This window comes from Mucilaginibacter sp. SG564 (assembly GCF_013149275.1).
In the GTDB taxonomy this organism is placed as follows: Bacteria; Bacteroidota; Bacteroidia; order Sphingobacteriales; family Sphingobacteriaceae; genus Mucilaginibacter.
Genome location: NZ_JABGNA010000014.1, coordinates 1 through 26,133, shown reverse-complemented (window position 1 = coordinate 26,133; position 26,133 = coordinate 1). Strand labels below are relative to the sequence as shown.

The 26,133-nt window shown below is 43.6% G+C and carries 19 protein-coding genes; 11 read left to right on the top strand and 8 right to left on the bottom strand.

Features of this window, described 5'->3' with window-relative positions:
* Positions 1 to 51 precede the first annotated feature (51 nt).
* The 5 genes from FHW89_RS24745 to FHW89_RS24725 all read right to left on the bottom strand — a co-directional run bounded on the left by FHW89_RS24745 (position 52) and on the right by FHW89_RS24725 (position 7,020).
* The gene (locus FHW89_RS24745; RefSeq protein ID WP_172337738.1) at positions 52 to 789 is read right to left on the bottom strand and encodes a head GIN domain-containing protein; all 738 of its coding nucleotides are present in this window, start codon (positions 787 to 789) and stop codon (positions 52 to 54) included.
* Between the two features lie 190 nt (positions 790 to 979).
* On the bottom strand, positions 980 to 2,653 hold the full coding sequence (locus FHW89_RS24740; RefSeq protein WP_172337737.1) for a M1 family metallopeptidase: 1,674 nt from the start codon (positions 2,651 to 2,653) through the stop codon (positions 980 to 982).
* Between the two features lie 22 nt (positions 2,654 to 2,675).
* Positions 2,676 to 3,317, bottom strand: a complete 642-nt coding sequence (locus FHW89_RS24735; RefSeq protein WP_216650688.1) for a M949_RS01915 family surface polysaccharide biosynthesis protein — start codon at positions 3,315 to 3,317, stop codon at positions 2,676 to 2,678.
* Between the two features lie 7 nt (positions 3,318 to 3,324).
* Positions 3,325 to 5,004, bottom strand: coding sequence for a M1 family metallopeptidase (locus FHW89_RS24730; RefSeq protein ID WP_172337736.1), 1,680 nt, complete (start codon positions 5,002 to 5,004; stop codon positions 3,325 to 3,327).
* Between the two features lie 156 nt (positions 5,005 to 5,160).
* Complete coding sequence (locus FHW89_RS24725; RefSeq protein ID WP_172337735.1) at positions 5,161 to 7,020, bottom strand: CocE/NonD family hydrolase; 1,860 nt, start codon at positions 7,018 to 7,020, stop codon at positions 5,161 to 5,163.
* Positions 7,021 to 7,149: 129 nt separating this feature from the next.
* On the opposite strand from FHW89_RS24725, the gene FHW89_RS24720 reads away from it, so the two are divergent.
* The 4 genes from FHW89_RS24720 to FHW89_RS24705 all read left to right on the top strand — a co-directional run bounded on the left by FHW89_RS24720 (position 7,150) and on the right by FHW89_RS24705 (position 10,515).
* Positions 7,150 to 8,148, top strand: a complete 999-nt coding sequence (locus FHW89_RS24720; protein ID WP_172337734.1) for a phosphotransferase enzyme family protein — start codon at positions 7,150 to 7,152, stop codon at positions 8,146 to 8,148.
* Between the two features lie 63 nt (positions 8,149 to 8,211).
* On the top strand, positions 8,212 to 9,615 hold the full coding sequence (gene lpdA, locus FHW89_RS24715; protein WP_172337733.1) for a dihydrolipoyl dehydrogenase: 1,404 nt from the start codon (positions 8,212 to 8,214) through the stop codon (positions 9,613 to 9,615).
* Positions 9,616 to 9,659: 44 nt separating this feature from the next.
* Positions 9,660 to 10,046 carry a four helix bundle protein gene (locus tag FHW89_RS24710; protein WP_172337732.1) on the top strand — a complete coding sequence of 129 codons (387 nt, stop codon included), beginning with the start codon at positions 9,660 to 9,662 and terminating at the stop codon, positions 10,044 to 10,046.
* A 10-nt stretch (positions 10,047 to 10,056) separates the two neighbouring features.
* Positions 10,057 to 10,515, top strand: coding sequence for a sterol desaturase family protein (locus FHW89_RS24705; RefSeq protein WP_253952315.1), 459 nt, complete (start codon positions 10,057 to 10,059; stop codon positions 10,513 to 10,515).
* 98 nt (positions 10,516 to 10,613) lie between these two features.
* Here FHW89_RS24705 and FHW89_RS24700 read toward each other — a convergent pair whose 3' ends face one another.
* Positions 10,614 to 11,930: a sugar MFS transporter gene (locus FHW89_RS24700; protein ID WP_172337731.1), complete on the bottom strand. Its 1,317-nt coding sequence runs from the start codon at positions 11,928 to 11,930 to the stop codon at positions 10,614 to 10,616.
* Between the two features lie 363 nt (positions 11,931 to 12,293).
* Between FHW89_RS24700 and FHW89_RS24695 the strand changes: the two genes are divergently transcribed.
* The 4 genes from FHW89_RS24695 to FHW89_RS24680 all read left to right on the top strand — a co-directional run bounded on the left by FHW89_RS24695 (position 12,294) and on the right by FHW89_RS24680 (position 18,208).
* Entirely contained in the window at positions 12,294 to 13,274 is a 981-nt protein-coding gene (locus FHW89_RS24695) for a glycosyltransferase (RefSeq protein WP_172337730.1), read from the top strand.
* A 470-nt stretch (positions 13,275 to 13,744) separates the two neighbouring features.
* Entirely contained in the window at positions 13,745 to 15,412 is a 1,668-nt protein-coding gene (locus FHW89_RS24690) for a glycosyltransferase family 39 protein (RefSeq protein WP_172337729.1), read from the top strand.
* An 899-nt stretch (positions 15,413 to 16,311) separates the two neighbouring features.
* On the top strand, positions 16,312 to 17,190 hold the full coding sequence (locus FHW89_RS24685; protein WP_172337728.1) for a DMT family transporter: 879 nt from the start codon (positions 16,312 to 16,314) through the stop codon (positions 17,188 to 17,190).
* A 412-nt stretch (positions 17,191 to 17,602) separates the two neighbouring features.
* Positions 17,603 to 18,208 carry an FMN-dependent NADH-azoreductase gene (locus FHW89_RS24680; RefSeq protein WP_172337727.1) on the top strand — a complete coding sequence of 202 codons (606 nt, stop codon included), beginning with the start codon at positions 17,603 to 17,605 and terminating at the stop codon, positions 18,206 to 18,208.
* A gap of 17 nt (positions 18,209 to 18,225) precedes the next feature.
* On the opposite strand, the gene FHW89_RS24675 is transcribed toward FHW89_RS24680, so the two are convergent.
* The gene (locus FHW89_RS24675; RefSeq protein WP_172337726.1) at positions 18,226 to 19,737 is read right to left on the bottom strand and encodes a serine hydrolase; all 1,512 of its coding nucleotides are present in this window, start codon (positions 19,735 to 19,737) and stop codon (positions 18,226 to 18,228) included.
* 511 nt (positions 19,738 to 20,248) lie between these two features.
* On the opposite strand from FHW89_RS24675, the gene murB reads away from it, so the two are divergent.
* Together murB and FHW89_RS24665 are read left to right on the top strand one after the other, a co-directional pair.
* Positions 20,249 to 21,268 carry a UDP-N-acetylmuramate dehydrogenase gene (murB, locus tag FHW89_RS24670; protein ID WP_172337725.1) on the top strand — a complete coding sequence of 340 codons (1,020 nt, stop codon included), beginning with the start codon at positions 20,249 to 20,251 and terminating at the stop codon, positions 21,266 to 21,268.
* 265 nt (positions 21,269 to 21,533) lie between these two features.
* Complete coding sequence (locus FHW89_RS24665) at positions 21,534 to 22,070, top strand: RNA polymerase sigma factor (RefSeq protein WP_076376152.1); 537 nt, start codon at positions 21,534 to 21,536, stop codon at positions 22,068 to 22,070.
* 83 nt (positions 22,071 to 22,153) lie between these two features.
* Here FHW89_RS24665 and FHW89_RS24660 read toward each other — a convergent pair whose 3' ends face one another.
* Entirely contained in the window at positions 22,154 to 22,948 is a 795-nt protein-coding gene (locus FHW89_RS24660; protein ID WP_172337724.1) for a hypothetical protein, read from the bottom strand.
* 206 nt (positions 22,949 to 23,154) lie between these two features.
* Between FHW89_RS24660 and leuS the strand changes: the two genes are divergently transcribed.
* A complete protein-coding gene (gene leuS / locus FHW89_RS24655) occupies positions 23,155 to 25,959 on the top strand; it encodes a leucine--tRNA ligase (protein ID WP_172337723.1) in 2,805 nt (934 codons plus the stop codon).
* The last annotated feature ends 174 nt before the right edge of the window (positions 25,960 to 26,133 follow it).

The window sequence follows — 26,133 nt, the reverse complement described above, 5'->3', positions numbered from 1 at the left end:
TAAACTCCGTGCTAATCAGAAATCCTCTCCTTTGGAGAGGGCAGGGTGAGGTTACAGTCTTGAAATATCGCCGCTGCCTGCTTTGGAGCTGCTGATATTTTTGGCGCCGCCGGTATAGCGAATATCGCCCGAGCCACTTACAGAGGCATCAACTTTATTGCTGGCATTTACGGTGGCATCGCCAGAGCCTGCTACACGTACCGCGGTGCTTACGGTTACCAGATCGCGGGCCTTAAAATCACCAGAGCCAACTACGCTTACGCTGGAGTCATCGGCACGGCCCGACAGGCTCATATCACCAGAACCTGATATTCTGCTTTCCAATTTCTTCACATTCACTTTGCCCTGTATATCGCCCGATCCGGTGATGTTTAATTTTAAGGAGTTGGTGCTGATACCATCTTTAAAAAAGATATCGCCCGATCCGGTTACCGAAACGCCATTCAGGTCCTTCGCGGTTACATAGATCACCATTTTTTTATTGCCGAAGCTCCAGTTATTCCAGTTGGAATCTTTTTTACTGTGTATTTTTAATACGCCATCTTCTACTTCGGTAACAATACGATCGATAACGTTAGCCGGTGCTTCCACCTTTACCGACTCTGTAGAGCCCTGGGTAATATAAACATCAAAAGAACCAGCCAGGTCAATAGCCCTGAATCCTGATAAATGACGATCCTGTGTACTTTGTTGTATGGTTTTAACAGTAGTAACAGGTGCAGCATAAGTATAGCCGGTAGTGCCTGTTGCTAAAGCTGCAAGTAGTAATAGTTTGGTTAGTGATTTCATGGTTAACGTTAATTATTTGTTTATAAGACGCAACATGCGCCGATTGGTTGCACTGTTTTTGAAATAAATAAGCTTTTACAACTTATTTGTCATCCTGAGGAACGCATGATCTATTATAGATCATGCATTTCCACTAACAGATCCTTCGCTATCGCGCAGGATGACAAACAATATTTTAACCTAATACAACTTAATTACGTGCTACCCCTATGTAATAATTAAAAGTATCTACTTCGATATTATCTTCGGTAGCACCCTCCAGTTTTAGTGGCGTTAAGCTGGTTGTAGGGGTAATGAATTTGTAATCGCCCCCCTTTACTTTAACCTTTACCGGCATGTTGAACTTCTTGCTGCTTACATTTATCCAGCGGCAAAGTATTCTGCCTTTGATGCTCACAAACTCCAGGATAGGAATGTTTTTATAATGCAGGTACTGATCGAATATAGGTGCCAGGTTCATGCCGCTTTGTGTGGTGATATAATCAACCACCTGGTCGTAAGTAACGGTTTGATGGTAGAACGTTTTGTTGAGCCCGCGCAGGATATTGCGCCATTTTTCATCGTCGTTAATCACAGTGCGGATCATGTTGAGCAGGTTGCCGCCTTTATAATACATATCGCCAGATCCCTCGCGGTTTACGCCGTATGGGCCAACAATGGGCCTGTCATTTTGTATAGCCAAACGGGTGCCATGTACATATTCCTGACCGGCCTGTTTTCCGTAATAGGTTTCTATAAATAACGATTCGGAGTAATTGGTAAAACTCTCATGGATCCACATATCGGCTACGTCTTTGGAGGTGATGTTGTTACCAAACCACTCGTGCCCGCTCTCGTGAACCACAATAAAATCCCATTTTAAACCCCAGCCCGTACCCGAAAGGTCGCGACCGAGGTAACCATTCTGATAATGATTGCCGTAGGCGGTACCGCTTTGGTGTTCCATGCCCAGATGCGGGGTTTCTACCAGTTTATAACCATCCTCATAAAACGGATAAGGGCCAAACCAGTACTCAAATGATTTGAGCATTCTGGTAGCATTTTCATTCCATTGTTTTTTAGCCTTGTTCAGGTTATAGCTTAGCGGCCAGTAGTCCGTGGTCAGTTTACCTTTTTCTCCTTGATAAACGCCATCGTAGTGTACATAATCGCCAATGTTGGCTTCAATATCATAGTTGTTGATGGGATTGGCTACAAACCAGTCAAACCGGGTATAGCCATCTTTTAATTTGGTTACCTTACGTAAACGGCCGTTTGATACGTCTTTTAAACCATTAGGTACACTGATGCTGATGAGGGCACTGTCCACCTCGTCATACTGATGATCTTTAGTAGGCCACCAGATGCTGGCGCCAATACCCTGGCAGGCAGTAGCCACCCATGGTTTGCCTAAAGAGTCGGTGGTATATACGATGCCGCCATCCCAGGGAGCGTGTTTGGCAATGGTAGGGTTACCGGAGTAAAATACGGTAAACTCATCGGCGGTGCCTTTGGTGATGGTTTGCGGGAAAGTGATAAACACGGCGTTAAATTCGCGGGTATAAGGCAGCTCCTGATCTTTATAAACTACCTTGTCTATTTTGAGATTCGCAAACAGATCGAATTGGAGTTTGGTAAAATCCTGGGTGGCTGTAAACTTAAACTGGTTACTTCCGCTGATATATTTTTGATCGATATCAAACTTCACATCCAAGTGGTAGTAATTGATATCGTAACAAGTGCGTAGCGGTGTTAAACTGCCGCGCAGGCTATCGGCACGGGTAAAAGTTTCGCGGTTTGCACCAAGTTGGGCACGGACAGGTAGAGTAAACGCGGTCAGCATCAAGACAGCCGACGCGATGTTATATAAATATTTTGTTTTCATGTTGAATTACTGTGCGTATAAATTAATCAACTCGCGGGCCCCAGATATTCCTTCTCCAAAGCTCCTGGGCATATTTTCTGAATAGCTCGGGACCTGTTTTGAAAGCCTCATCAAAAGTATATTTGCCGCCATCATAATCGCCAGGGCCCACTTTAACTTTGTTTTGCCCTCTTATGGCATATTTGTTACCGCCCTCATGCATAATGATCTTCATTTCGCCGGGGCTGATATCACCGGCGCATAATGTTTTGTACATCAGCCATACTTCGGCCTTACCATTCCTGTCCAGGTCGGTAACCGCAAATGACCCCGGAATATATATCGCTTCCAGGTCGACCTGGCAATCCTTCACAAAATCAACCATTTGCCAGTTTAGCTGCAGGCTGCCAGTGCTTTTTACAGTGTATTGATAAGCATAAAGTGCCGCATCGCGTCCATTGCCGTCTTCGCTGTCACCTCTGGGGTCGGTTATTCCTGTTTCGGTGGTGATCAGTAAATGCTCACCTTCGTTGTCTGTAAAGCGTACCGCGTTAACAATATCTCCTTTATATTTAATTGACGCGGGTATCGATCTTTTATTAAGCTTAACCACGCTGACCTGTGCCATAGTCATTTGCACTGCAGATAAAAATATCAGCAAGGCCATGATTTTGATGTAATGCATGCTCATACTAATCTTTCAGGATACCGATATAGTAGTTAAATGTATCAACTTCAATATTATCAATAGAGGCACCTTCAATAGCAACCGGGCTAAAGCGGGTGGTAGGCGTAATAAATTGATATTCGCCGCCTTTAACCCTTACCAATACAGGCATGGTAAAGCCAGTGGCATCAGCTATCCAACGACTAAGCAGTTTACCATCCCTTATAGCAAACTCCAGTGTAGGCAGGTTTTTATAATGCAGGTACTGATCAAACACAGGCAATAGTTTTTTACCCGATTGTTCGGTGATGTAGTTTACTACCTGGTCATAAGTCACTGTTTGATGATAAAAAGTTTTGTTGAGGCCACGCAATATCCCTCGCCATTTTTCATCATCGTTGATGATAGTGCGCACCATATTAAGCAATACCGCGCCTTTGGGATACATATCGCCGGAGCCTTCTTTATTTACATTGTAAACTCCTACAATAGGGCTGTCATTACTGATGCCCGGCCGAAGGCCTTTATTATATTCCTGGCCGGCTTTTTTGCCCCAGTTGTTTTCAATAAACAACGATTCGGAGTAACAGGTAAAGCTTTCGTGGATCCACATATCGGCCAGGTCTTTACCGGTGATGTTGTTGCCAAACCACTCGTGCCCGCTTTCATGAACGATGATATAATCCCATTTAAGTCCCCAGCCGGTGCTTGACATGTCATAACCCAGATAGCCATTCAAATAGTGGTTGCCATAAGCGGTGGCGCTCTGGTGCTCCATACCTAAATGCGGCGTTTCTACCAGTTTGTAGCCATCCTCGTAAAAAGGGTAAGGGCCAAACCAGTGTTCAAAAGCTTTGAGCATGGGTTTCACGTTTTCGGTAAATTGTTTTTTGGCTTTGGCCAGGCTGGCGGGCAATACCCAGTAATCTAAAGTGAGTTTGCCTTTTTCGCCATCATAAGTATCGCTGAAATGGGTATAATCACCAATATTGGCGGTCACATCGTAATTGTTAATAGGATTGGCCACAAACCAGTCAAACCGGGTATAGCCATCTTTAAGCGGGGTAACTTTACGCAGCCTTCCGTTGGATACATCTTTTAATCCTTTAGGCACGCTGATGCTGATCATCATACTGTCAACCTCATCGCTCAGGTGATCTTTATTGGGCCACCAGATACTGGCGCCAATGCCCTCGCAAGCCGTAGCTACCCAGGGTTTACCCAGCGAATCTTTTTTAAATACCAGGCCGCCATCCCAGGGAGCGTTAACCGCTACAGTTGGTTTACCCGAATAGTACACGGTGAACTCATCCTTGCTGCCTTTGGCAATCGGTTGCGGGAAGGTAACAAAAACGGCGTTAGCCTCGCGGGTATAAGGCAGGGTTTTACCTTTATACACCACTTTATCTACATTCAGATTAGCAAACAGATCAAACTGTAGTTTGGCGAAATCTTCTGTGGCCGTAAATTTAAATTGATTGCTGCCGCTGATAAATCTTTGATCGATATTAACCTTAACATCCAGATGGTAATAGTTAATATCATAGCAGGAACGTAGAGGTGAGAGACTGCCGCGCAGTGTATCTGCATGCGTATACTTTTCTTTTTCCTGTAAAAGCTGGGCTTTGGTAATAGCCGGGAGACATAATAAAATTGCCCCCACTATAAACTGAAAATTCAGTTTAATAAATGATGAGTTGTTCATTGTAACGGATCAGTCAATGTTTAAATGAACCTAAATCTACAAATATCTTATGATTAAGTATATTTTTAGAGATAAGTTGACTTTAAATTCACCCTAAAAGGGGGGCGTTTTAATAAAAAAGCCCCTCTCCGTAAGGAGAAGGGCTGGGATAGTGTTTTATTTCAATACTTGCACATCAATAAAACTGTCGTTATAAACAGTTTCGGTGGCTTTGATGTAATCGCTTTCGTCGGCCTTGTAAGGGTTTTCCACAAATTTTTGCGGGTTACGTGCTATGATCGGGAACCAGGTGCTTTGTACCTGGATCATGATGCGGTGACCTTTTTTAAAGGTATGCAACACATCCTGCAGGCGGAAGTTAACATCCGTTTTTTGATTAGCTACCAAAGCCTCTGGTTTCTCGAAGCTATTGCGGAAACGTGCTGGCATCACTTCCGAGCGTACCATTTGCCAGTAATTGCTCAGGATGATATTCTTGTTGGGCATGTACGGGTTGTTGGGCTCATCGGCAGGGTACACGTCAATCAGTTTTACGATGAAATCGGCATCGGTACCGGTGGTGGCTATTTTGAGATGCGCCATGATCTCGCCGCCAAGGGTTACATCGTCATTCAATACGTCGGTCTGGTAAACCAGCACATCCGTGCGCCTGCCGGCAAAACGCTGATCCTCGCTCATATAGTTGTGCGGGGTAAAGCCCATAGTGGTAGTATTATCTTCGGTATAAGGAACCGGTTTCAATGGATCGCTCACAAATGATACCGAGCCTGCTGTGCCTGGTTGCGCATCAGCCAGTTTACCATCGGCACCTAAATACATTTTTTGGTGAACCGCGTTTGGAGCCGGCCATTTATCAAAAGTGGCCCATTCTTTTTTGCCGGTATTGTACATATAGGCATTTGGCAGACCAGAGTTTTTATCGCCATTACCCTTCAGGAAATGGTTAAAGAATTTGGCCTCGATATTTTTCTGATAAAAAGTAGCTATGCTATCGCCAAAGTAAACGTTGCTGTGCATGGTGTGCCCGGTTTCGCGCGACCAGCGGCCATGCCCGAACGGACCCATCACAATGGTATTATAAGCATTGGGATCGGTTTTGTTGATGGTTTTGTAAATAGCCAGGGGACCGGTCAAATCCTCCGCATCAAACCAGCCACCTACCAGCATTACCGCAGGTTTTACTTTACCAAAGTGTTTTAACAAGCCACGTTTTTGCCAGAATTCGTCATAATTTGGGTGGTTGATGGTTTCCTGCCAGAAGAAATTATCGTGGTAAAATTTATCGGCATTTTTTAGCGGACCCATATCCAGCAGATATTGGTAGCCGTCTTTGCTATTAGGCTTAAGCATGGTGTACCAGGGTTTGCTGGTGGTATCGGTTTTTTGAACACCAAAAACCGGGAAGGTGAAAAAGTAACCTTCAATAAAAGCACCGTTATGATGAAAATCGTCAAAAAAGAAATCAGATATAGGAGCTTGTGGTGACGAAGCTTTGAGGGCCGGATGGTTTGACAGGATACCTGCCGCGGTGTAAAAACCCGGATAGGAGATACCATACTGACCGACTTTGCCATTATTGCCGGCTACATTTTTAACCAGCCAGTCAATAGTGTCATAAGTATCAGAACCTTCGTCAACATCGGTTTTGCTTTTTTTGTTATCAATAACCGGGGTCATGTTGGTCCAGGTGCCTTCGCTTTTCCAGCGACCGCGTACATCCTGGTATACAAAAATATAGCCCTCTTTCATGGTGATTTCCGACGGGCCCAAACGTGCCGGGTATTTATCCTCGCCGTATGGCGCCACGCTGTAACAGGTACGCTGCATCAGGATAGGATACTTGTTTTTGGCCGAAGCATCTTTGGGTGTGTAAATGGAGGTGAAAAGCTTTTTACCGTCGCGCATGGTGATGTACACGTCTTTTTTGGTAAAATGTTCTTTCACATAATCGCTTTGAGCAAAAGCGTTAATGCTGCACATCAATAACAGTGCAAAAAGTGAGTAAACTTTTTTCATGAGATCAGTCAAATTAAACGCCTAATTTAGCAAGTAAATCGTTAATTCAATTTATTGTTGCATCATTGTTGCAATAAATTTAAATAAAAGCTGGTTACTATCTCTTTTTTATAATTATCAACCTCTGCCATGACACCATTTCCCGCCCAGTATTCCACATTATCGGCCCTTGCCTTAAAAGATTATATAACGGCGGCGTATGGTATAAACCTGGTAAGCTGCAAGTATTTACTGCGTGGCGTAAGCGATACCTATGTTTTAACCGCCGCTGATGCCCGGTATATTTTAAAAATTTATCGCGACCAGCACCGTTCACTAAGCGAGATACAGGGCGAAGTGGAATTGCTGAATATGCTGAAAGAGTATGGGGCAAAAGTATCGTACCCACTGGTTGATATTTTTGGTGGGCAGATACAAAAGTTTGATGCCGCCGAAGGCACCCGTTATGGCATTGTACTTTCCTACGCGCAAGGTAAACCCGTATTGGATCTTGATGATGAACAACTAAAAACCGTTGGCCGCGAAATGGCCGCGGTTCATAACATCACCGCGGTGGTGAAGCTAAACTATGCCAGAAAAGCTTATACCAAGGATACCACGCTAACCGTTCCTTTGAACGTTCTGGAACCGGCTTTTGCCGATCTTCCGGATGAATACGCTTATTTAAAGGAGATAGCCACGCGGGTAATTCAAAAGCTGGATACGTTTGATACCGAAAAATTTAGCTATGGCTATTGCCAGTATGATTTTTTGCCGAAGAATTTTCATTTTGACGACAAGGGCCAGATCACCTTTTTTGATTTCGACTTTGCGGGGCAGGGCCATCTGGCAAACGATCTGATGTCGTTTTTTGTGCATTTTTTTATGCATGTATTTACGGGTAAGCTGACCGACGAAGAAGCCGACCGTATGTACCAGGTTTTTATAGCAGCTTACCGCGAAGTGAGGCCGGTATCAGTTGAGGAGATCAATGCCATTCCATACCTGGGCGTAGGCTTCTGGATATTTTACCTGGGCTTTCAGTATGAGAACTTCGACGATTGGTCGAACCTGTTTTTTGGCCCTAAATTTATAAAGGACAGGGTGGCGCTGATCAAAGTGTGGGTAGATAAGTATTGCGAATTTTGACCATTAATCTATAAAATAATAGCCTAATAACCATTAACTTTGCCAACCACAAAATAGACTACTATGCAATATGATGTTATCGTTATCGGTTCGGGCCCGGGTGGCTATGTAGCCGCTATACGTTGTGCCCAGCTTGGTTTAAAAACCGCGATTGTTGAAAAATATAATACCCTTGGCGGTACTTGCCTTAATGTAGGCTGTATCCCGTCAAAAGCTTTATTGGATTCGTCTGAACATTACCATAATGCTGCCCATGCTTTTAAAACGCATGGTATCAACCTGGATAACCTGAAAATTGATTTCGGCCAGATGATCAAACGCAAGCAGGAAGTTGTTGATGCCAATACCAGCGGTATCACTTACCTGATGAAGAAAAATAAGATCGATACCCATCACGGTGTTGGATCTTTTAAAGATAAAAATACCATCATCGTTAAAAAGAGCGATGGCACAGAAACCGAGATCACCAGCAAAAATGTGATCATAGCTACCGGTTCAAAACCATCGGCGCTGCCATTCCTGAAGATCGATAAAAAACGCATCATCACCTCAACCGAAGCTTTAACCCTCACCGAGATACCTAAACACCTGGTGCTGATTGGCGGTGGTGTTATTGGTTTGGAGTTGGGTTCTGTTTACGCCCGCTTAGGCGCTAAAGTATCTGTAATTGAGTTTATGGATGGCATTATCCCAACTATGGATAAAGCTTTGGGTAAAGAACTGCAAAAAGTATTGACCAAATTAGGCATGGAGTTTTACCTGAACCACAAAGTTACCGGCGCTACCGTAAAAGGTAAAGAGGTGACTGTAACTTTTGATACGCCTAAAGGGGAAAAACAGGAGCTTAAAGGCGATTACTGCCTGGTGGCTGTTGGTCGTGTGGCTTATACCGATGGTTTAGGTTTGGATAAGATAGGCATCACTGTAGAAGAACGCGGCAGAAAAATTACCGTTAACGATCACCTGGAAACCAGCGTGAAAGGTGTATACGCTATTGGCGACGTAATTAAAGGCGCCATGCTGGCCCACAAAGCCGAAGACGAAGGTACTTTAGTTGCCGAGATCATTGCCGGTCAGAAACCACACATTGATTATAACCTGATCCCGGGCGTAGTATATACCTGGCCCGAAGTTGCCGCCGTTGGTCAAACAGAAGAACAGCTGAAAGCAGCCGGTGTAAAATATAAAATAGGATCGTTCCCATTCAAAGCCAGCGGCCGTGCACGTGCCAGTGGCGATCTGGACGGTTTTGTGAAAGTACTGGCCGATGCCACTACCGACGAGATACTGGGTGTTCACATGATTGGTCCACGGGCTGCAGATATGATAGCCGAGGCTGTAGTTGCTATGGAGTACCGTGCCAGCGCCGAAGATATTTCGCGCATGAGCCACGCCCATCCAACTTACACCGAAGCTATGCGCGAAGCCTGCTTAGCAGCTACCGACAACAGGCCGATACATATGTAGTTTATTTGTTGTAAGGTTGGAATGTTTTAATGTTGTAACGCTGTTTGAGTAAGTTTCAAAAGTTTGAAGATTTAGATATCTGGAATTTAGCTGTTTCAATTGCAGTTGAAGTTTATTCACTGTGCGATACTGAGCCTCTGAAATCTGATTGGGGAATGAAAGATCAGATAAGAAGAGCAGCTTGTTCTATGTCTGATAATATTGCAGAAGGGTTTGAGTATAACAACAACCCTGATTTTATCAGATTTTTAAACTATGCAAAAGGTTCATCCGGCGAGTTTAGAAATAAATTGGTGATTTTATACAGATCGGGTAAGATCAATGGTACGGTGTATAATGATTTGTATGCAAAAAGTATTGAATTCTCGGGTAAAACGAAATCACTAATTGATTATCTAAAGAAGTTTGAGGCCGAAAAGAAGAAAAAGTAACATTTCAACCTTGCAACATTTCAACTTTACAACGGTATTTTTAAACATTGGTATCGTGTTGCTTACCATCGCCCTGATGGAATTATTATCCTGGGCTATGCATAAATACCTGTTTCATGGGCCGCTGTGGTTTATTCATAAAACGCACCACCAGGAAAGGCATGGCTGGTTTGAGCTGAACGATCTGTTCAGCATCGGTTTCGCGGCCTTTGCTTTATGGCTGATGTGGCTGGGGCACCTTGCTTTAGACTATCACTTCTGGATAGGTGCTGGCATCAGCATATACGGAATCATCTATTTTATTTTTCACGATTGGTTTATTCATAATCGCTTTAAAGCGTTCAGGAGTAACAACCGTTACCTGGCAGGTATCCGCAGGGCGCATAAAATACATCATAAATCCACACAGAAAAACCCTTCGGAAGAGTTTGGGTTACTGGTGGCCAGCCGAAAGTGGTTTAGGAAATAGTATCTGAACCATGATTTTTAGGATTTAAAGATGGGCGTGATTATTTTTAAAAAAATCAAGGTAATCCTAAAATCCCCAAAATCAAGGTTCAGAAAATCTTACACCGCTATCACATGTTTCCCTTTCTTATACCCAATAGCGGCAAAATAAAGTATGAACAAGTAAATAGGCAACAGGATCCAATACGAGGTTTGCGCTGCTTCTTCGGGGCCGAGGCTTGTTTTAAAGCTGTCGACCAGGAAGCCATAAATAGGTGGGAAAACCGCTGCGCCTGCAATACCCATCACCAGTAATGACGAACCGATCTTGGTGAACCGGCCCAGGCCAGACAAAGCCAATGGCCATATAGCAGGCCACATTAATGAATTGGCCAGCCCCAAAAGAGCAATACAAGCCACAGAGGCATATTTAGGAACAATTAAGGCAACCGCGGTTAAAATCACTCCCAACACGGCCGAGTATACCAGCGCCTTTTGCTGTGAAATGTAACGAGGGATAAATAAAATACCCGCTATATAACCTATAACCATACAAGCCAATGTACCAGAAGCAAAATATTTGGCGGTAGATAGTGGTATATGATGCGCAACACCATAGCTGATGATAGAGTCGCCGGCTATAACTTCGGCACCTACATACAGGAACAGGGCAATTACACCCAATATCAAATGTGGAAACTCGAATACGCTGGTTTTGCCCGAGTTGGCAGCCGCTACAGTTTCGTCTTCATGATCTGTATCAATTTCTGGCAGGCCCGAAAAATAGATCAGCACGGCCAATACTGCCAATACAATAACAATAAGTATATAAGGCAAAATTACCCTGGAAGCCAGTTCATTCAATTCGGCTATTTTTTGAGTGGCATCCAATTTGGCCAGGTTAGCTGTAAAAGCGTCGATGTTTTTTAACACTACGGCACCTAATGCAATTGGCGCCAGCACACCGGCAAATTTATTACAGATACCCATAATGCTGATACGTTTGGCAGCGCTTTCGGGCGGGCCAACTATAGTGATATACGGATTTGAGGCAGATTGTAAAACGGCCAATCCCGAACCCTGTACAAATAGGCCGATCAGGAAAATAGCATAAGTGCGCGTTAATGCCGCTGGGATAAATATGAGTGCGCCAACCGCCATAATGAGCAAACCTACAGCCATGCCATTTTTAAAGCCAAATAGTTTAAGCAGCCAGGCCGATGGTTTGGCCATTAACAAATAGGCAATGTAAAAAGCGCTCGCAACTAAAAATGATTCGATGTTATTAAGCTGGCAGGCAATTTTTAAGTAGGGTATCAATACCGAGTTTAACCAGGTTACAAACCCGAAGATGAAAAATAACGCGCCTATAATAATGATAGGGTTGATCCCTGAGCTTTTTACTGCCGCTTTTTCGGCTTTGATAACAGAATCCATTTCTTTTAGTTGAATTGTTAAGAACTTAATGAAGTTTCTAAAATAATTAAAAAAGTTGGTAGATTATATTGGTAATGTGAAAATTAGTAAAATTAAATGAGGAAATATCTTCCTTATTTGGATGATTTACATCATTTGTGTGGTTTTTTTGGGTGAATTTTCTTTAAAAAAAGAGTTGATAACCTATTTTATTGATTTATCAAACGTTTGCGTAGTGGTTTTTACATGCATTGCTTATAAAACTCAAGATTTATAAATAAAATTCAATTTATTGCAAGGTTTTAGCGCACACGGCGATTGATGTCGGAAATTTCCAATCCAAATTAAAATTCCGAAATTCGGGCGCTTACATTCATCGCCTGCATGAAAATATTAATCGTTAACAATACTGTGATACCGGCTGCCAAATATGGTGGTACCGAAAGGATGATCTGGTGGCTGGGCAAAGAGCTTAACCGCCTGGGCCATGAGGTTACTTTTTTGGTAAGCGCTGGTTCTGCCTGTCCGTTCGCGAAAGTATTGGTTTATGACCCTGCTGTGGATATGAACCAACAGGTGTCGGATGATGTGGATGTGGTGCACTTCCATTTTCAGGTTAGCGGATTTACAAAAAAGCCATACCTGGTTAATGTACACAACAATCCCGGCTACGGCCAGACACTTGATCAAAATTCAGTATTTGTATCGGCTAATCACGCTGCCCGCCACGGGTCATCCATGTATGTGCACCACGGTCTCGATCCTGATGATTACCCCAAGCCCGATCTGCAACAAAAACGCACCCATGTCCACTTTTTGGCTAAAGCGGCCTGGCGCGTTAAAAACGTAAAAGGAGCTATTGATATAGCCACTCAAAGCCACAACAAGCTGGTGGTACTGGGCGGCACACGTTTAAACTTGAAGATGGGGCTGCGCTTTACGCCAAATTTAAATGTACGGTTTAAGGGCATGGTTGATAATGACCAAAAGTCGGTAGTGTTGAATGCTTCCAAGGCTTTGCTGTTTCCTGTTTTATGGCACGAGCCTTTTGGTTTGGCCATTATCGAAAGTCTGTATTTTGGCTGCCCGGTATTCGGCACACCTTATGGCTCGCTGCCGGAATTGGTACCGGCGGAGGTTGGTTTCCTGAACGATAGCAAAATTGCGTTAACAACAGCGCTTAAGGATGTGGATTCTTTTAATAACCAGCATTGCCATGATTACGCCATGGAATATTTTACCGTTCAAAAAATGGCGCAGCGCTACCTGGGATTATATGAAAAGATATTGAATGGCGAAACTCTGAACCCGGTTAACCCGACATTGAAAGAAATATCGCCTAAGTATCTGCCCTGGAAGGAGTAACACCTCACCCAACCCTCTCCAAAGGAGAGGGCTTTAAGCTTTATTCCAGGATTTTAATTCCCTCCCCTCGGGCGGATGGTTGTGATTAAGTTAGGCTTTTTTGTAAACCCCATCGGGGTTAAAGCGTTGTAGGGAAATTTCGATAGCAAAACCAGTGCCGTAGGTACTGTACTTCGGTTGCATACCTACGGCATGCTAAATACTTATTCTTTGTTTTCTACAAAGCTTTTACTCCTACGGAGTAACCTTAAATAATGACATTGTTCCTTTCTGAGGGAAGGAATCGCACATGTCCCTGCCTTTAAAAAAACGATAAAGTAGAGCGGGTAAAAACAATTGTCATCTCGAACGCAGATAGAGATCTTATACGCGGATAAGCTCATCGTAAAAGATCTCTATCTGCGATCGGGACGACTATGGTTTTCCTTTTCGTTTTATAATGTGTTATTTTGTACCCTAAATATCCCCTGGTGAACAGTTCAGTAAGCACTTTATCTTCCGCGTATAAAAAGCCATACATCGTAGTATTGGCATTGGGCATACTGGTGAATATAGCCGGCATTGGCATCAAATACTTTACCGATGATCCCAGTTTGTACAGCGTACTGGCCCGTGGTATGGCCCAAAGCAATAATTTTACTGATATTATTTATCATGGTAAGGACTGGCTGGATAAACCGCACTTCCCTTTTTGGATGGCTGCTTTGAGCTTTAAGATCTTTGGCATCAATACCATAGCCTATAAGTTACCCGCCCTGTTGTTTTTCCTGATGTCGGTGCTATATACCTATAAACTGGCCCGCAAGTTTTACGATCAGGAAACTACCCTTATTGCGGTACTGATATTGCTTACCGCGCAGCACGGACTCATGTCGAACACCGATGTGCGGGCCGAGCCTTATATTATGGGTTTGCTGATGGGGTCCGTATATCACTTTTATCAACTCAAAGAGCGCTTTGGCTGGGCCGATATTTTACTCGGCGCCCTGTTTACCGCCTGCGCCGTGATGACCAAGGGCATTTACCTGCTCATCCCCATTGGCAGCGCCATCATTGGCGATTACCTGTTTAAAAAAGATATTAAAAGCCTGTTCCACTGGAAATGGCTGCTGGCCTTTGTACTGGTTTGCGTGTTTACCCTGCCCGAAATTTATACCTTATATATACAGTTTGATATGCACCCCGAAAAAGTGGTGTTTGGCAAAACAGGCATATCGGGTATTCATTGGTTTTTATGGGATAGCCAGTTCGGTCGTTTCAATAACAACAGTTTTATCCGCAACAGTCATGGCAGCGTGTTCTTTTTTCTGCATACATTATTGTGGGCCTTCGCGCCGTGGATGCTGGTGTTTTATTACGCGCTTATCAGGCATATCGGCAAAATGATCAAAGGAGTAAAGCTGCCCGAGTATATCAGCATCAGTGGTTCGGTGGTGATGCTGCTGATATTTTCGATATCCAAGTTTCAGCTGCCCTTTTATACCAATATCCTGTTTCCCTTTTTCGCTATCATCACAGCTGGTTTTGTTAGGGAGGTGATCCAGAACAAAAACAAGTTCTTCACCATCGCTCAGTATACTATTGTGGTATTGCTCATCATCGCGGTAACGCTGCTCAACTTTGTTTTCGCACCCGAGCGCTGGCCCGTATTTGTAGCGCTCAGTATCTTGCTTATTGGCATTACCTTATATATTTATAAAAACAGCGGCAACCGGGAACGGGCCTTGTTTTTATTAACGGTGATAATAGGTTTATGGGTTAACGCTTACCTTGTAGGCGTGGTTTATCCAACACTATTGAAATTTAAAGGCGATGTGCACGCTGCCGAATACATCAACCAGCATTATCCTAACGACGAAATCATCGCCGCTTTTGATGTGCCCAATGCCTTTGATTTTTACACCCACCAGCCGGTAACTTTTATGAGTATGGCCCAGGCAGCCACGCACAACAAAGCCCTTATATTGATAGACGACGGCTTAAAAGCCGAACTGGAAAAGAACCATACCGATTTCCGGATAGTACAGGCATTTTACAATTATCCCCGCGAAAACATTATCTTGCCATTCATCATCAAAACCAGCAGGTTGGGTACTTTGGAGCGGTTTTATTTGGTGAGGATAGGTAAGGGGTTATAAGTTTCTGTTAATGGTGCGGTGATAACACCGACCATGGGCTAAATTGAACAGTTTTGTCATCCTGAACGGAGTGAAGGATCTATTCTGCGATTGGAAGGCTTAATAACAGATGCTTCGTTCCTCAGCATGACAAACGTGTTTGGGTTTTTATGTAAAGACCCGGCAGTCGCTCGGCTCCAGCCCTCAAGTGCTGGGGAGAAGAAAAAGTTGTCATTTCGACGAGGTACGAGGAGAAACTATCTCTTGAGCGCAGCGAAAAATCTTATACGCTGAGATAAGCAAATCGTACAAGATTTCTCTTCGCCCTCCCGCCCAGGCCTCAGCTTCTGCTCATCGAAATGACAACGTTCGGTATAAATTTATGTCTTCCCAACACCTGTCGGCTCCAGCCGAGTGACCATTATTAACCGGCCTCCGGCCGCTGTAGAAGACAAAGTGATATTTAATCGCAGGCCAGAGGCCTGCAAATAGTTGTCACGCGGCAGGAGCCGAGCGGCCGCGAAAAGCAGGGCGTATGAACCCCTCCCTGCCACCGCTCCGACCAGCCGCACCCCTCCCGTGGGGAGGGAACTTTAGCTTCGTCTCGGGGGACAAAAGCCATAAACAAAAAAAGCCCGGGGTAAGTGCGATTCCTTCCCTCGGGAAGGGGAGGAAGGGGTTTCTTTAACAGATATAAGAATTCATCGCTTGACTACAAATACTATTATACCTACATTGCAGCTGTAATTATTATCATCATGTTACCATTCAATTCGGTACTTCCTCCACCAGTTGTTGTTGCTTAAGCGGCGCAACCGGTTATTGCTGTAACATACAGCTTTAGCATATTCCTGCATCAGGCGGTTGTTTCGCGCTATCTCATTTTTTAGCCATTCTATTTTCTTATTTCAACCGCAACAATGAACAAATATATGTTTATGGTATTTGCCGGGGCATGCAGCTACGGTATACTTTCTACTTTTGTAAAACTGGCTTACCAGGCCGGCTACACCATCCAGGAGATCAGCGTTACGCAGGCTTCCATCGGTTTTATCGTGTTAAGTACATTAACGTTAATCCAGAGGTACAATAAAAAACCAGGAGGCGCCTCCATACCGGCATCAACCTGGCTTTACTTATTGCTTACCGGGTGCTGCATTGGCCTAACCTCCTATGTGTACTATCTTTCTGTAAAATATATCCCGGCTTCGGTGGCTATTGTATTACTTATGCAATTTACCTGGATAGGTATATTTTTGGAGTGGGCGTTTTTTAATAAAAAGCCAACGGCCATTCAATTGCTGATCATCGGTGTTATCTGGATAGCCACCATTATGGCCAGCGGGATGCTGGGCTCACAAAATGGCCATCTGCCGGCTATAGGTATATTGTATGGTATGTTATCCGCCTTATTTTACGCTGGTTTTATTTTGATCAACAGCAGGTTAAAATATGAGGGATCTTCTTTAACCAAAAGCTCAGTCATGATCCTTGGCTCGGCTGTTTCGCTGATCATCCTTACTGGTCATCAATTAGCAGCCGTTCACCATTTTAATATGCAACTATTGAAATGGGGTGCGTTCCTGGCTCTTTTTGGTACTATTATCCCGCCGCTGCTATTTGCCGCGGGCATACCCAAAACTGGTCACTTTAAAAGCTCGGTGCTCATGACCGCGGAATTCCCGGTGGCCATGTGCTGTTCCTGGCTTTTCCTGGGCGAAAAGATAAGTTTGCTGCAATGGGTGGGGGTTGTTGTCATGCTGATGGCTATAGTGGCTATAAAACGAAAAAAAACGTAGTTTTTTTGTTGCCTGACTTGACTGTAGTTCTCCTTGGGGTAAAGCCCATGATCAGACCTTCGTGGGTAATAACATGACGCAGAGTCGACTCATCCAGTCTACGCTTCGCTATACCACCCTATCTTCGCCTGCGGCGGAAAGAAACCTCACCCCAACCCCTCTCCAAAGGAGAGGGAGCTAAGAAACTTTTAAAGCTAAGTCCTCTCCTTTGGAGAGGACTTAGGTGAGGTCTTATGCGCGAAGCGGAGAGAGGGGTTGACAAGCGCAGCGATGTCGGGGTGAGTCGATGCCATGCGCTGTGGTGAAAAAAATCCGTCGCTTGTCCTATTCCCCAAATCCCGATCGTCATCGGGGTAATAACATTAAACAACATGAAAAACTTTGTATTAACCCTATCAAACCCATTATTAAAATGAAACAGATACTTCATATCCTATCAAGCGCGAGCGGCCAGGCTTCTGTAAGCATTCAATTGGGAAATGCCATTGTTGAAAAGATCATGCAAACCTATCCCGGTAGCGTGGTAAAAAAACGTAACTTATTGGAAAGCGAACTTCCGCATTTGGCAGAAAACCATGTTATCTCTTTTTTTACACCACCCGAAAACAGGACACCCCAAGATCTGGAAGCCATTATTCATTCTGATGAAGTAATAAGGGAAGTGAAAGAGGCGGACATCATCGTGATCGGGGCCCCGATGTATAATTTTTGCATCCATTCAAACCTGAAAGCCTGGATAGATCATTTAGTTAGGGTGGGACTTACTTTTAGATACGATGATAAAGGAAACCAGATAGCCCTGATAGAAGGGAAAAAAGTTTATCTGGCCCTTACGTCTGGTGCTGTTTATTCTGAAGGCCCCATGCGTCCGGCCGATCATGTAGAGCCCTATCTGAAAACCATCCTGGGCTTTATCGGCCTGACCGATATTACCTCTATCCGTGTGGAGGGATTAGCCATACCAGGTATAAAGGCCACTGCGCTGCAAAAAGCTATCGGCAGTATTTGTATCAGTTAAAGAGTACCTCAAGCCATTCAGGGTTTGGTTTTGCCTGTTAATTTGTTCAAAGCATCACCGCTTTCATGATCATTGGGATTCAGTTCAAGGGCCTTTTGATAAGCGGCGATGGCTTTTTCCTTTTGACCATATTCGGCAAGCGTTAAAGCATAATCTTTGAAAGCTCCGGTGCTTTTAGGGAATAGTTTGATGTGTGTTTCGGCAATTGCCAAAGCCTGGCTTTTTAAGCCTGCACGACGAAACTCTAATGACGCACGGTTAAGGTCACTCTCGGTTATAATATAGTTTGTAGTATCGGTACAAAGTTTTTCAAGTCGGGCATCTGCATATACCCGGCCGTTTTTATACAGGTCTTGCGCGTAAGTAAATGCCAGAGAACTATGATATGGAACAGCTTTTCCGCAAAGCATATCCAATGCTTTCAGGTCATTAAAAGAGTTACACTTTCTATTACGCAGCACAACTATACATTGGTTTTTGTTGATATTACTGGCAAAAAAACTGATGGTACCAGGGTTGGCGCCAGAGCCCCAGATGATCTTTCCACAGGAGGTATCCTTAAAAATAAACCATCCCAATCCGCAGTATGTTAAATCAAAGGGCTGCGCCGGTTGCCCATTGTTCAGCCGGTAAGGGGTGCAGGCTTCTTCAAAGGTTTTTTGTTTTATTAATATACCGGCATTTAGTGCCTTATCAAAACGAAGCATATCTTCGGTAGTGCTGATGATGCCGCCACCGCCCGTTTCGAGGGCAAGATTATAGGTCCATTCGCGCCAATCGCTCAGGGTGTCTGCCCATTGAAGTTTCATCTCAAAATGGTTGTTGTACTGGTAATTTTTAGCCCGGTTGGCTTCACTTTTTTGTGCCATCGATGTTTGTACATAACTGTGTGCCATACCAGCCACTTTAAAGATATGATCCCGGGTATAGTTTGCCAGGGTTTGCGCACTGAGTTTTTCTACCAGCAGGCCCAGCAGGTGATAGCCCAGGCTCGAATAGCCCCATTGTTCGCCTGGCTGAAACTTTAAATCATGATTACGACTGTACAGCAACACATTTTGCAGATCGTCATGAATGGTGAATTGCTTGTCGGGATTGGCTGTAAGCAGGGGATCTATCACACTCTCGATGTCGGGCAAGCCGGAGGTATGCGCCAGTAAATGACGAACGGTAATGGTAGGATAAGGAAACTCCGGGAAGTAATGTGCGAATGGTGTATCGAGATCAAGTAAGCCCTGTTCTTTTAATTGCAATATAGCTGTGGCGGTAAATAACTTCGAGATGGAGGCTAATTCAAATTGTGTTTGCTCGTTATTGGGCTTTTGGTTAGCCTCATCGCGTAAGCCGAAAGTTTGTTGATAAATAACCCTGCCTTTTTCGGCCACGGCTATATTTCCGTTCATTTCACGGTCATGATAAAGGGCTTTATAATAACGGTCAAAGTTTTGAGATATTGACTGAGCCGAAACGTTTAAGGTTACTGCTTGTGTAAGGATAACGATGGTAACCAGGACTGTAATAAGACGCATAGTTTATCAAGTGAAGGTTTACTTAAATATAATTGGAGACATCAAACAGCGCTTAATAGTTACAGTTTTGTAAAGCGGTTAGGGTTAGTGTAGTTTCCTTTTTGAATGTCAGCAGATTTTCGTATATTTATATCAATCAACGGCCCGGTTCTCTTTAATCAGAGAACCGGGCTGTTTGGTTAAGGATAAAACAGATCAAAAATAGGCTGTTTTTTATTTAGTTATTTGACAATCAATTTTTTAAAACTTTTTAAAGTTTTTAAAACCCATCAAAAATTTGTTAAAAAGTGTTAAAATGGAGGTTTTTGAATAATTTTTAAGCTGTTTTGGGCCTGTTTTGATCCGTTTTTGAGTGAAAATTTGTTAAAAACGGAGGTTTAAAAAGTTTTTTATCTTGGTCATTGGTTCATTGATTCGGTGGTTTACTAACAGAAGTTCAGTAATAAAATAAAATTCCGAAATTCGCCCCAATAAATCCGACATCGAACATCCGATAGCTGACATCAAAAATATGCTGCAAATACAGGAAAACGTATCCCTTAAAAACTTCAACACTTTTGGCATTGATGCTTATGCCCGTTATTTTGTGGAGATAAGCCACGAAGATAACCTGGTTGAACTGTTTGCCGATCCGCAATGGCAGCAAATGGATCGCCTGGTATTGGGCGGTGGTAGTAACCTGCTGTTGGTGAACAATTTTGAGGGCCTGGTGATCCGTATGAATATAAGGGGGATAGAACACCGCATTAGTCACAATGATGTTTTTGTAGAAGCCGGCGGTGGCGAGGTGTGGAACGACCTGGTAAACTTTTGCGTGGCTCGCGGATATGCCGGTATCGAAAACCTGAGCCTGATTCCCGGTTCGGTAGGGGCATCGCCCATTCAAAACATCGGTGCCTATGGTGTGGAGCTAAAGGATGCCTTTTTAAGCTGCCGCGCTTTTGAAATAGCCACGGGCACTTTTAAAATATTTACCAAGGCCGATTGCCAGTTTGGTTATCGGGAAAGTGTATTCAAAAATGAACTCAAGGGTTTATATATTATCGTGTCGGTCAAATTCCAGCTATCGCTTATTCCTAATGTCAACACGCAGTATGGTGCCATAGGACAGGAGTTGGCTAACAGAGGCATTACCGCGCCTACTATTAAAGATGTTTCGGAAGTAGTATCACACATCAGGGTGTCTAAATTGCCAGATCCCTCTACTATAGGTAACGCCGGTAGCTTCTTCAAAAACCCGTTGATCACCCAGGATGAATTCAGCACGCTGTTGGCAAAATTCCCGGATGTGGTTAATTACCCGGGCAGTGATGGTTTGGTTAAACTGGCGGCAGGCTGGCTCATTGAGCAATGCGGCTGGAAGGGAAAAGTGGTGGGAAATACGGGTACCTGGAAAAATCAGGCGCTGGTATTGGTAAACCATGGCGGTGCCACCGGAACCGAAGTGTACAGTTTTTCGTCGCAAATCATAGACAGTGTGTACACTAAATTTGGCGTTATGCTACAACGTGAGGTGAATATTATTAGTTAAATAATTTTATTCTAACTAAAACTTCGCTTTCGTTTTACGTTAACTGTATAACATTCTTGTTACAGAAATAAATTTCATTGCTTTTTCATTTAGTTGAAAACTTTCATTTAATCTTCTGTTTTTCAGTGTATTGATTGCATTTATAGTGTAACTTTTACACTGTTGTGTTTTTTATTGAAAATCGCCTTCGTTGAAGTTTTGGCAAAAAAAACAATTTTTAAGTGGCATCATGGTTGCCTAAGTGTTGATACAAAACTTTAACAAAATGACAAAGATTGAGTTTAACACCCTAGTACTACGTCAGGCAAGTTCATTAAGGTCTTATGCCCTTCATTTTACTCATGACGCAGATGATGCTAACGACCTTGTCCAGGATACAATGTTGAAGGCCATAACTTATTACAATAAGTTTAAAGAGGGTACTAATTTAAAAGGATGGTTGTATACCATCATGAAAAATACATTCATCAACAATTATCGCCGTTTTGTTAAAATGAGCACTTTTGTTACCAAATCTGACGAGATCTCTTCTCCAAACCTGGTATACAGCTCGACAAAAAATCAAGGCGAGGCGAAATTTGTGATGGACGACATCAAAAGAGCACTTGACCGCTTACCCGAAGATTATTATGTACCCTTCACTATGTACTTTGAAGGTCATAAATACCACGAAATTGCCGATCACCTGGATATCCCGATCGGTACTGTAAAAACCCGCATCCACGTAGCCCGCAAGTTATTGAAAAAGAACTTGAAAGCTTATGATAACGGTATTGCCAAACCCGTTTACGCAGAGAATTAATACGATTAAACTCAAATATATATCATAGAAAAACCCGCTTTTTAGGCGGGTTTTTTGCATTTTTTGAACCTGGTGAAGAATCGCTATACCGGGAGCTCCGTTTGCAGATCATAAGTATAGGTAACACCGTTAATCACTATTTTTACCCGGTGGCCGCCCATGAACTGGATAGTGCCCTTATAATCCCACATACCATCGGCACCGCTGCCTTTGGTGGCAAAGCTGGCCGAGCCGCTGATAATATCCCCCTCTTTTGTAGGATCAATAACGAGCGCGTTAAACGAATAATTATAGCTGGAAATACTCGTTTTTTCTGCTTTTGTTTTGGCTTGTAAGTTGGCATAAACATTCATAGAGCCGGTCATGGATAGCTGCGAGTTCTTATTGCCTGGTGTTAACAGCTTCATGTTGAGTGTTTCGCCGCTTTTGGTTAGTGCGATGTAATCGTTGGAGGTAATGGTAACATATAAACTATCATACACACTGATGCCCGAAAGCGTACCGCCCGTGCATTGTACGTTATATTTGATCTTGTTCCAGATGTTGAATTTGGCGGTGTCGCTCAGATCCAAACCGAACTGAAATGCCGTATCTATCTTAAAATCGCAATCCGGACTTTGAGTGGATTGTACTTTAAGGCGCCCCTTGTGGTTTTGATCCATATTTTGGGGCATATTGGCACCATCAGCAATATTGAAGGAACCATATTCACCGTATAGTATCTGTTTAAGGTTCATCACTACGTTGCTGCTTACCACTTTGGTGCTTACCGTACTGGGATTGCTTTTGTTATTAATATTGGCCGATTTCATACAAGCCGAGTAAGTAATAGCGATGCAGGCAAGTGATAAAAAGGTGAGTTTGGAGTATTGTTTCATAATAAAGGTTTGGTATTCTGTGCAAATTTAACTTATTATCAATGAATTAAGATAAAGGGAAAGCAAATTAATTTGCGCGGATAATGAAAGGTAAAACTATCGCCAGGAGAATATTATCCGCAGAACATAACAAACAAAGCATCAATATACTACCAAACTAATAGGTATTTTCTTAATTTCGCAACCTCATACGTGTAAACAATAAAATGGACTATCAATTTAAAGATATAGAGCAAAAGTGGCAACAGTTTTGGGCCCAGAACGGAACCTTTAAAGCTGAAGATAAAAGCGCCAAACCTAAATATTATGTGCTGGATATGTTCCCTTACCCATCGGGTGCGGGGCTGCATGTGGGCCATCCGCTGGGTTATATTGCCTCTGATATTTTTGCACGCTATAAACGTTTAAAAGGTTTTAATGTGCTGCACCCTATGGGTTACGATAGCTTTGGTTTACCGGCCGAGCAGTATGCCATACAAACCGGTCAGCACCCTGCTATTACTACCGAAGCCAATATTGCTACTTATCGCCGCCAGTTAGATCAGATCGGTTTTTCGTTTGATTGGAGCCGGGAAGTGCGTACCAGCTCGCCCGATTATTATAAATGGACGCAGTGGATCTTTATGCAGCTGTTCAACTCGTGGTATAATAAGGATGCCGATAAGGCCGAATCCATTGCCAAATTGGTAGAACATTTTGAGCAAAAAGGTTCAGCAGGTATTAATGCTGTAAGTGATGAAGAAGTTTTGAGTTTTACTGCTGACGAGTGGAAAGCCCTGGGCAACCGCGAACAGCAAAATGAACTGTTAAAATACCGCCTTACCTATTTACGCGAAAGCACCGTAAACTGGTGCGCAGCCTTAGGTACCGTGTTGGCTAATGATGAAGTAAAAGACGGCTTTAGCGAGCGCGGTGGTTACCCTGTGGAACAAAAGAAAATGATGCAGTGGAGCATGCGCATCACCGCCTATGCCGAACGCCTATTGCAAGGCCTTGACACTATTGACTGGCCCGAGCCACTGAAAGAAATGCAGCGCAACTGGATAGGCAAAAGCACTGGTGCAAGTGTGAAGTTTCCGATTGAGAAAGCCACTCACCACTCATCGCTCACCACTCACGAATTCATAGAAGTTTTCACCACCCGTGTGGATACCATTTTTGGGGTTACCTTTTTGGTGATCGCGCCGGAGCATGAATTGGTGGCTGCTTTAACTACGCCTGAACAAAAAGCTGATATTGAAGCCTACATCGCTCAAACTAAAAAGAAATCGGAGCTGGACAGGATGGCTGATGCCAAAACCGTATCTGGTGCCTTTACCGGTAGCTACGTATTGAACCCGTTGAATAACGAAAGGATCCCGATATGGATAGCTGATTATGTTTTGGCGGGATATGGTACCGGGGCCGTAATGGCCGTACCATCGGGCGATCAGCGCGATTATCTATTTGCCAAGCATTTTAACCTGCCGATAGTACCTATTATCGACATACAAAATATTGAAAACGAAGCCGACCCAACCAAAGAAGGTAAGTATATCAATTCCGACTTTATGAATGGCCTGGCTTACAAAGAAGCGACAGCCGCGGTGATAGCCAAACTGGAAGCCATTGGCGCCGGTAAAGCCAAGGTAAACTTCAGAATGCGCGATGCCATATTTGGCCGTCAGCGTTACTGGGGTGAGCCTGTGCCGGTATACTTTAAAGATGGACTGCCTCATTTAATTGAAGAACAGCATTTACCATTGTTATTGCCCGAAGTGGATAAATACTTACCAACCGAAACCGGCGAGCCGCCATTAGGTAGAGCAGAAGGTTGGAAACATCCAGAAGGCGAATATGAATTGAGCACCATGCCCGGCTGGGCTGGTAGCAGCTGGTACTGGTACCGCTATATGGATGCCCACAATGATCAGGAATTTGCATCCAAAGAGGCCATAGCTTATTGGAAAGATGTCGACTTATATATCGGCGGCAGCGAGCATGCTACCGGGCACTTATTGTACAGCCGTTTCTGGAATAAGTTTATGAAAGATTTGGACCTGGTAATTGAGGAGGAGCCTTTTAAAAAGCTCATCAATCAAGGGATGATACAGGGCCGTAGTAATTTTGTATATCGTTTAATTGATGAAGAGGGGCGTGGAACCAACACTTTCGTGTCTCATGGATTGATCAAAGACTACAAAACTTCACCATTACATGTGGATGTGAATATTGTAGAGAACGAAGTGCTGAATTTGGAAAAGTTCAAAAAATTCAGACCGGAGTTTGAAACAGCTGATTTTATATTGGAAAACGGCAAATACATTTGTGGTGTTGAGGTTGAAAAAATGTCAAAGTCCAAGTTCAACGTAGTTAACCCGGATGACATTATCAGCCGTTACGGCGCCGATACCCTGCGCATGTACGAAATGTTCCTGGGCCCACTGGAGCAAAGCAAACCATGGAATACCAATGGTATCGAAGGCGTGTTTAAATTCCTGCGTAAGTTCTGGCGTTTGTTCCACAATGAAGCCTGGGAGTTTAGCGTATCTGACGCAGAGCCTTCAAAAGCAGAGTTAAAATCGTTACACAAGATCATCCGCAAGGTAGAAGAAGATGTGGAGCGTTTCTCGTTCAATACCTCGGTATCCAGCTTTATGATCGCGGTAAACGAGCTCACCGATCTGAAATGTAACAACCGCGCCATTTTGCAGGATATGGTGATCGTATTGTCATCATACGCGCCGCACATTTGTGAGGAATTGTGGACCTTGTTAGGTAACCCTGCCGGTAGTTTATCCTATGCGCCGTATCCAAAATTCAACAGCGCTTACTTGGTTGAGGACGAGTTTGCTTACCCGATCTCTATCAACGGTAAAACAAAAATGAACCTCAATATATCATTAAGCCTTGAACCAAAAGCTATTGAAGAATTTGTGTTGGCCAACGCCGATGTACAACGATACCTGGACGGCAAAGCCCCTAAAAAAGTGATCGTAGTAAAAGGCCGGATTGTGAATATGGTGGTTTAAGCCCCGGCCCTAAAGGGGGAGTGATAAAAGCTGTAGAAAACCCGTTTTTGCCTAAGGCAAAAACGGGTTTTCTAATAACAAACGCGTCATTGCGATTTCTATGATAAAAGCAAATGATTTTGATAAGGTATTTGGTTTTTAATGACAGCAAAGATTCGGTGTATGATTTTGTTT

Excerpts from the sequence above, each read along its gene's own strand:
- FHW89_RS24660 (WP_172337724.1), bottom strand. The coding sequence starts at position 22,948 with ATGAAACAATACTCCAAACTCACCTTTTTATCACTTGCCTGCATCGCT.
- FHW89_RS24685 (WP_172337728.1), top strand. The coding sequence starts at position 16,312 with ATGAACAAATATATGTTTATGGTATTTGCCGGGGCATGCAGCTACGGT.
- leuS (WP_172337723.1), top strand. The coding sequence starts at position 23,155 with ATGGACTATCAATTTAAAGATATAGAGCAAAAGTGGCAACAGTTTTGG.
- FHW89_RS24745 (WP_172337738.1), bottom strand. The coding sequence starts at position 789 with ATGAAATCACTAACCAAACTATTACTACTTGCAGCTTTAGCAACAGGC.
- lpdA (WP_172337733.1), top strand. The coding sequence starts at position 8,212 with ATGCAATATGATGTTATCGTTATCGGTTCGGGCCCGGGTGGCTATGTA.
- FHW89_RS24675 (WP_172337726.1), bottom strand. The coding sequence starts at position 19,737 with ATGCGTCTTATTACAGTCCTGGTTACCATCGTTATCCTTACACAAGCA.
- murB (WP_172337725.1), top strand. The coding sequence starts at position 20,249 with ATGCTGCAAATACAGGAAAACGTATCCCTTAAAAACTTCAACACTTTT.
- FHW89_RS24735 (WP_216650688.1), bottom strand. The coding sequence starts at position 3,317 with ATGCATTACATCAAAATCATGGCCTTGCTGATATTTTTATCTGCAGTG.
- FHW89_RS24720 (WP_172337734.1), top strand. The coding sequence starts at position 7,150 with ATGACACCATTTCCCGCCCAGTATTCCACATTATCGGCCCTTGCCTTA.
- FHW89_RS24725 (WP_172337735.1), bottom strand. The coding sequence starts at position 7,020 with ATGAAAAAAGTTTACTCACTTTTTGCACTGTTATTGATGTGCAGCATT.
- FHW89_RS24700 (WP_172337731.1), bottom strand. The coding sequence starts at position 11,930 with ATGGATTCTGTTATCAAAGCCGAAAAAGCGGCAGTAAAAAGCTCAGGG.
- FHW89_RS24680 (WP_172337727.1), top strand. The coding sequence starts at position 17,603 with ATGAAACAGATACTTCATATCCTATCAAGCGCGAGCGGCCAGGCTTCT.
- FHW89_RS24740 (WP_172337737.1), bottom strand. The coding sequence starts at position 2,653 with ATGAAAACAAAATATTTATATAACATCGCGTCGGCTGTCTTGATGCTG.
- FHW89_RS24730 (WP_172337736.1), bottom strand. The coding sequence starts at position 5,004 with ATGAACAACTCATCATTTATTAAACTGAATTTTCAGTTTATAGTGGGG.
- FHW89_RS24695 (WP_172337730.1), top strand. The coding sequence starts at position 12,294 with ATGAAAATATTAATCGTTAACAATACTGTGATACCGGCTGCCAAATAT.
- FHW89_RS24665 (WP_076376152.1), top strand. The coding sequence starts at position 21,534 with ATGACAAAGATTGAGTTTAACACCCTAGTACTACGTCAGGCAAGTTCA.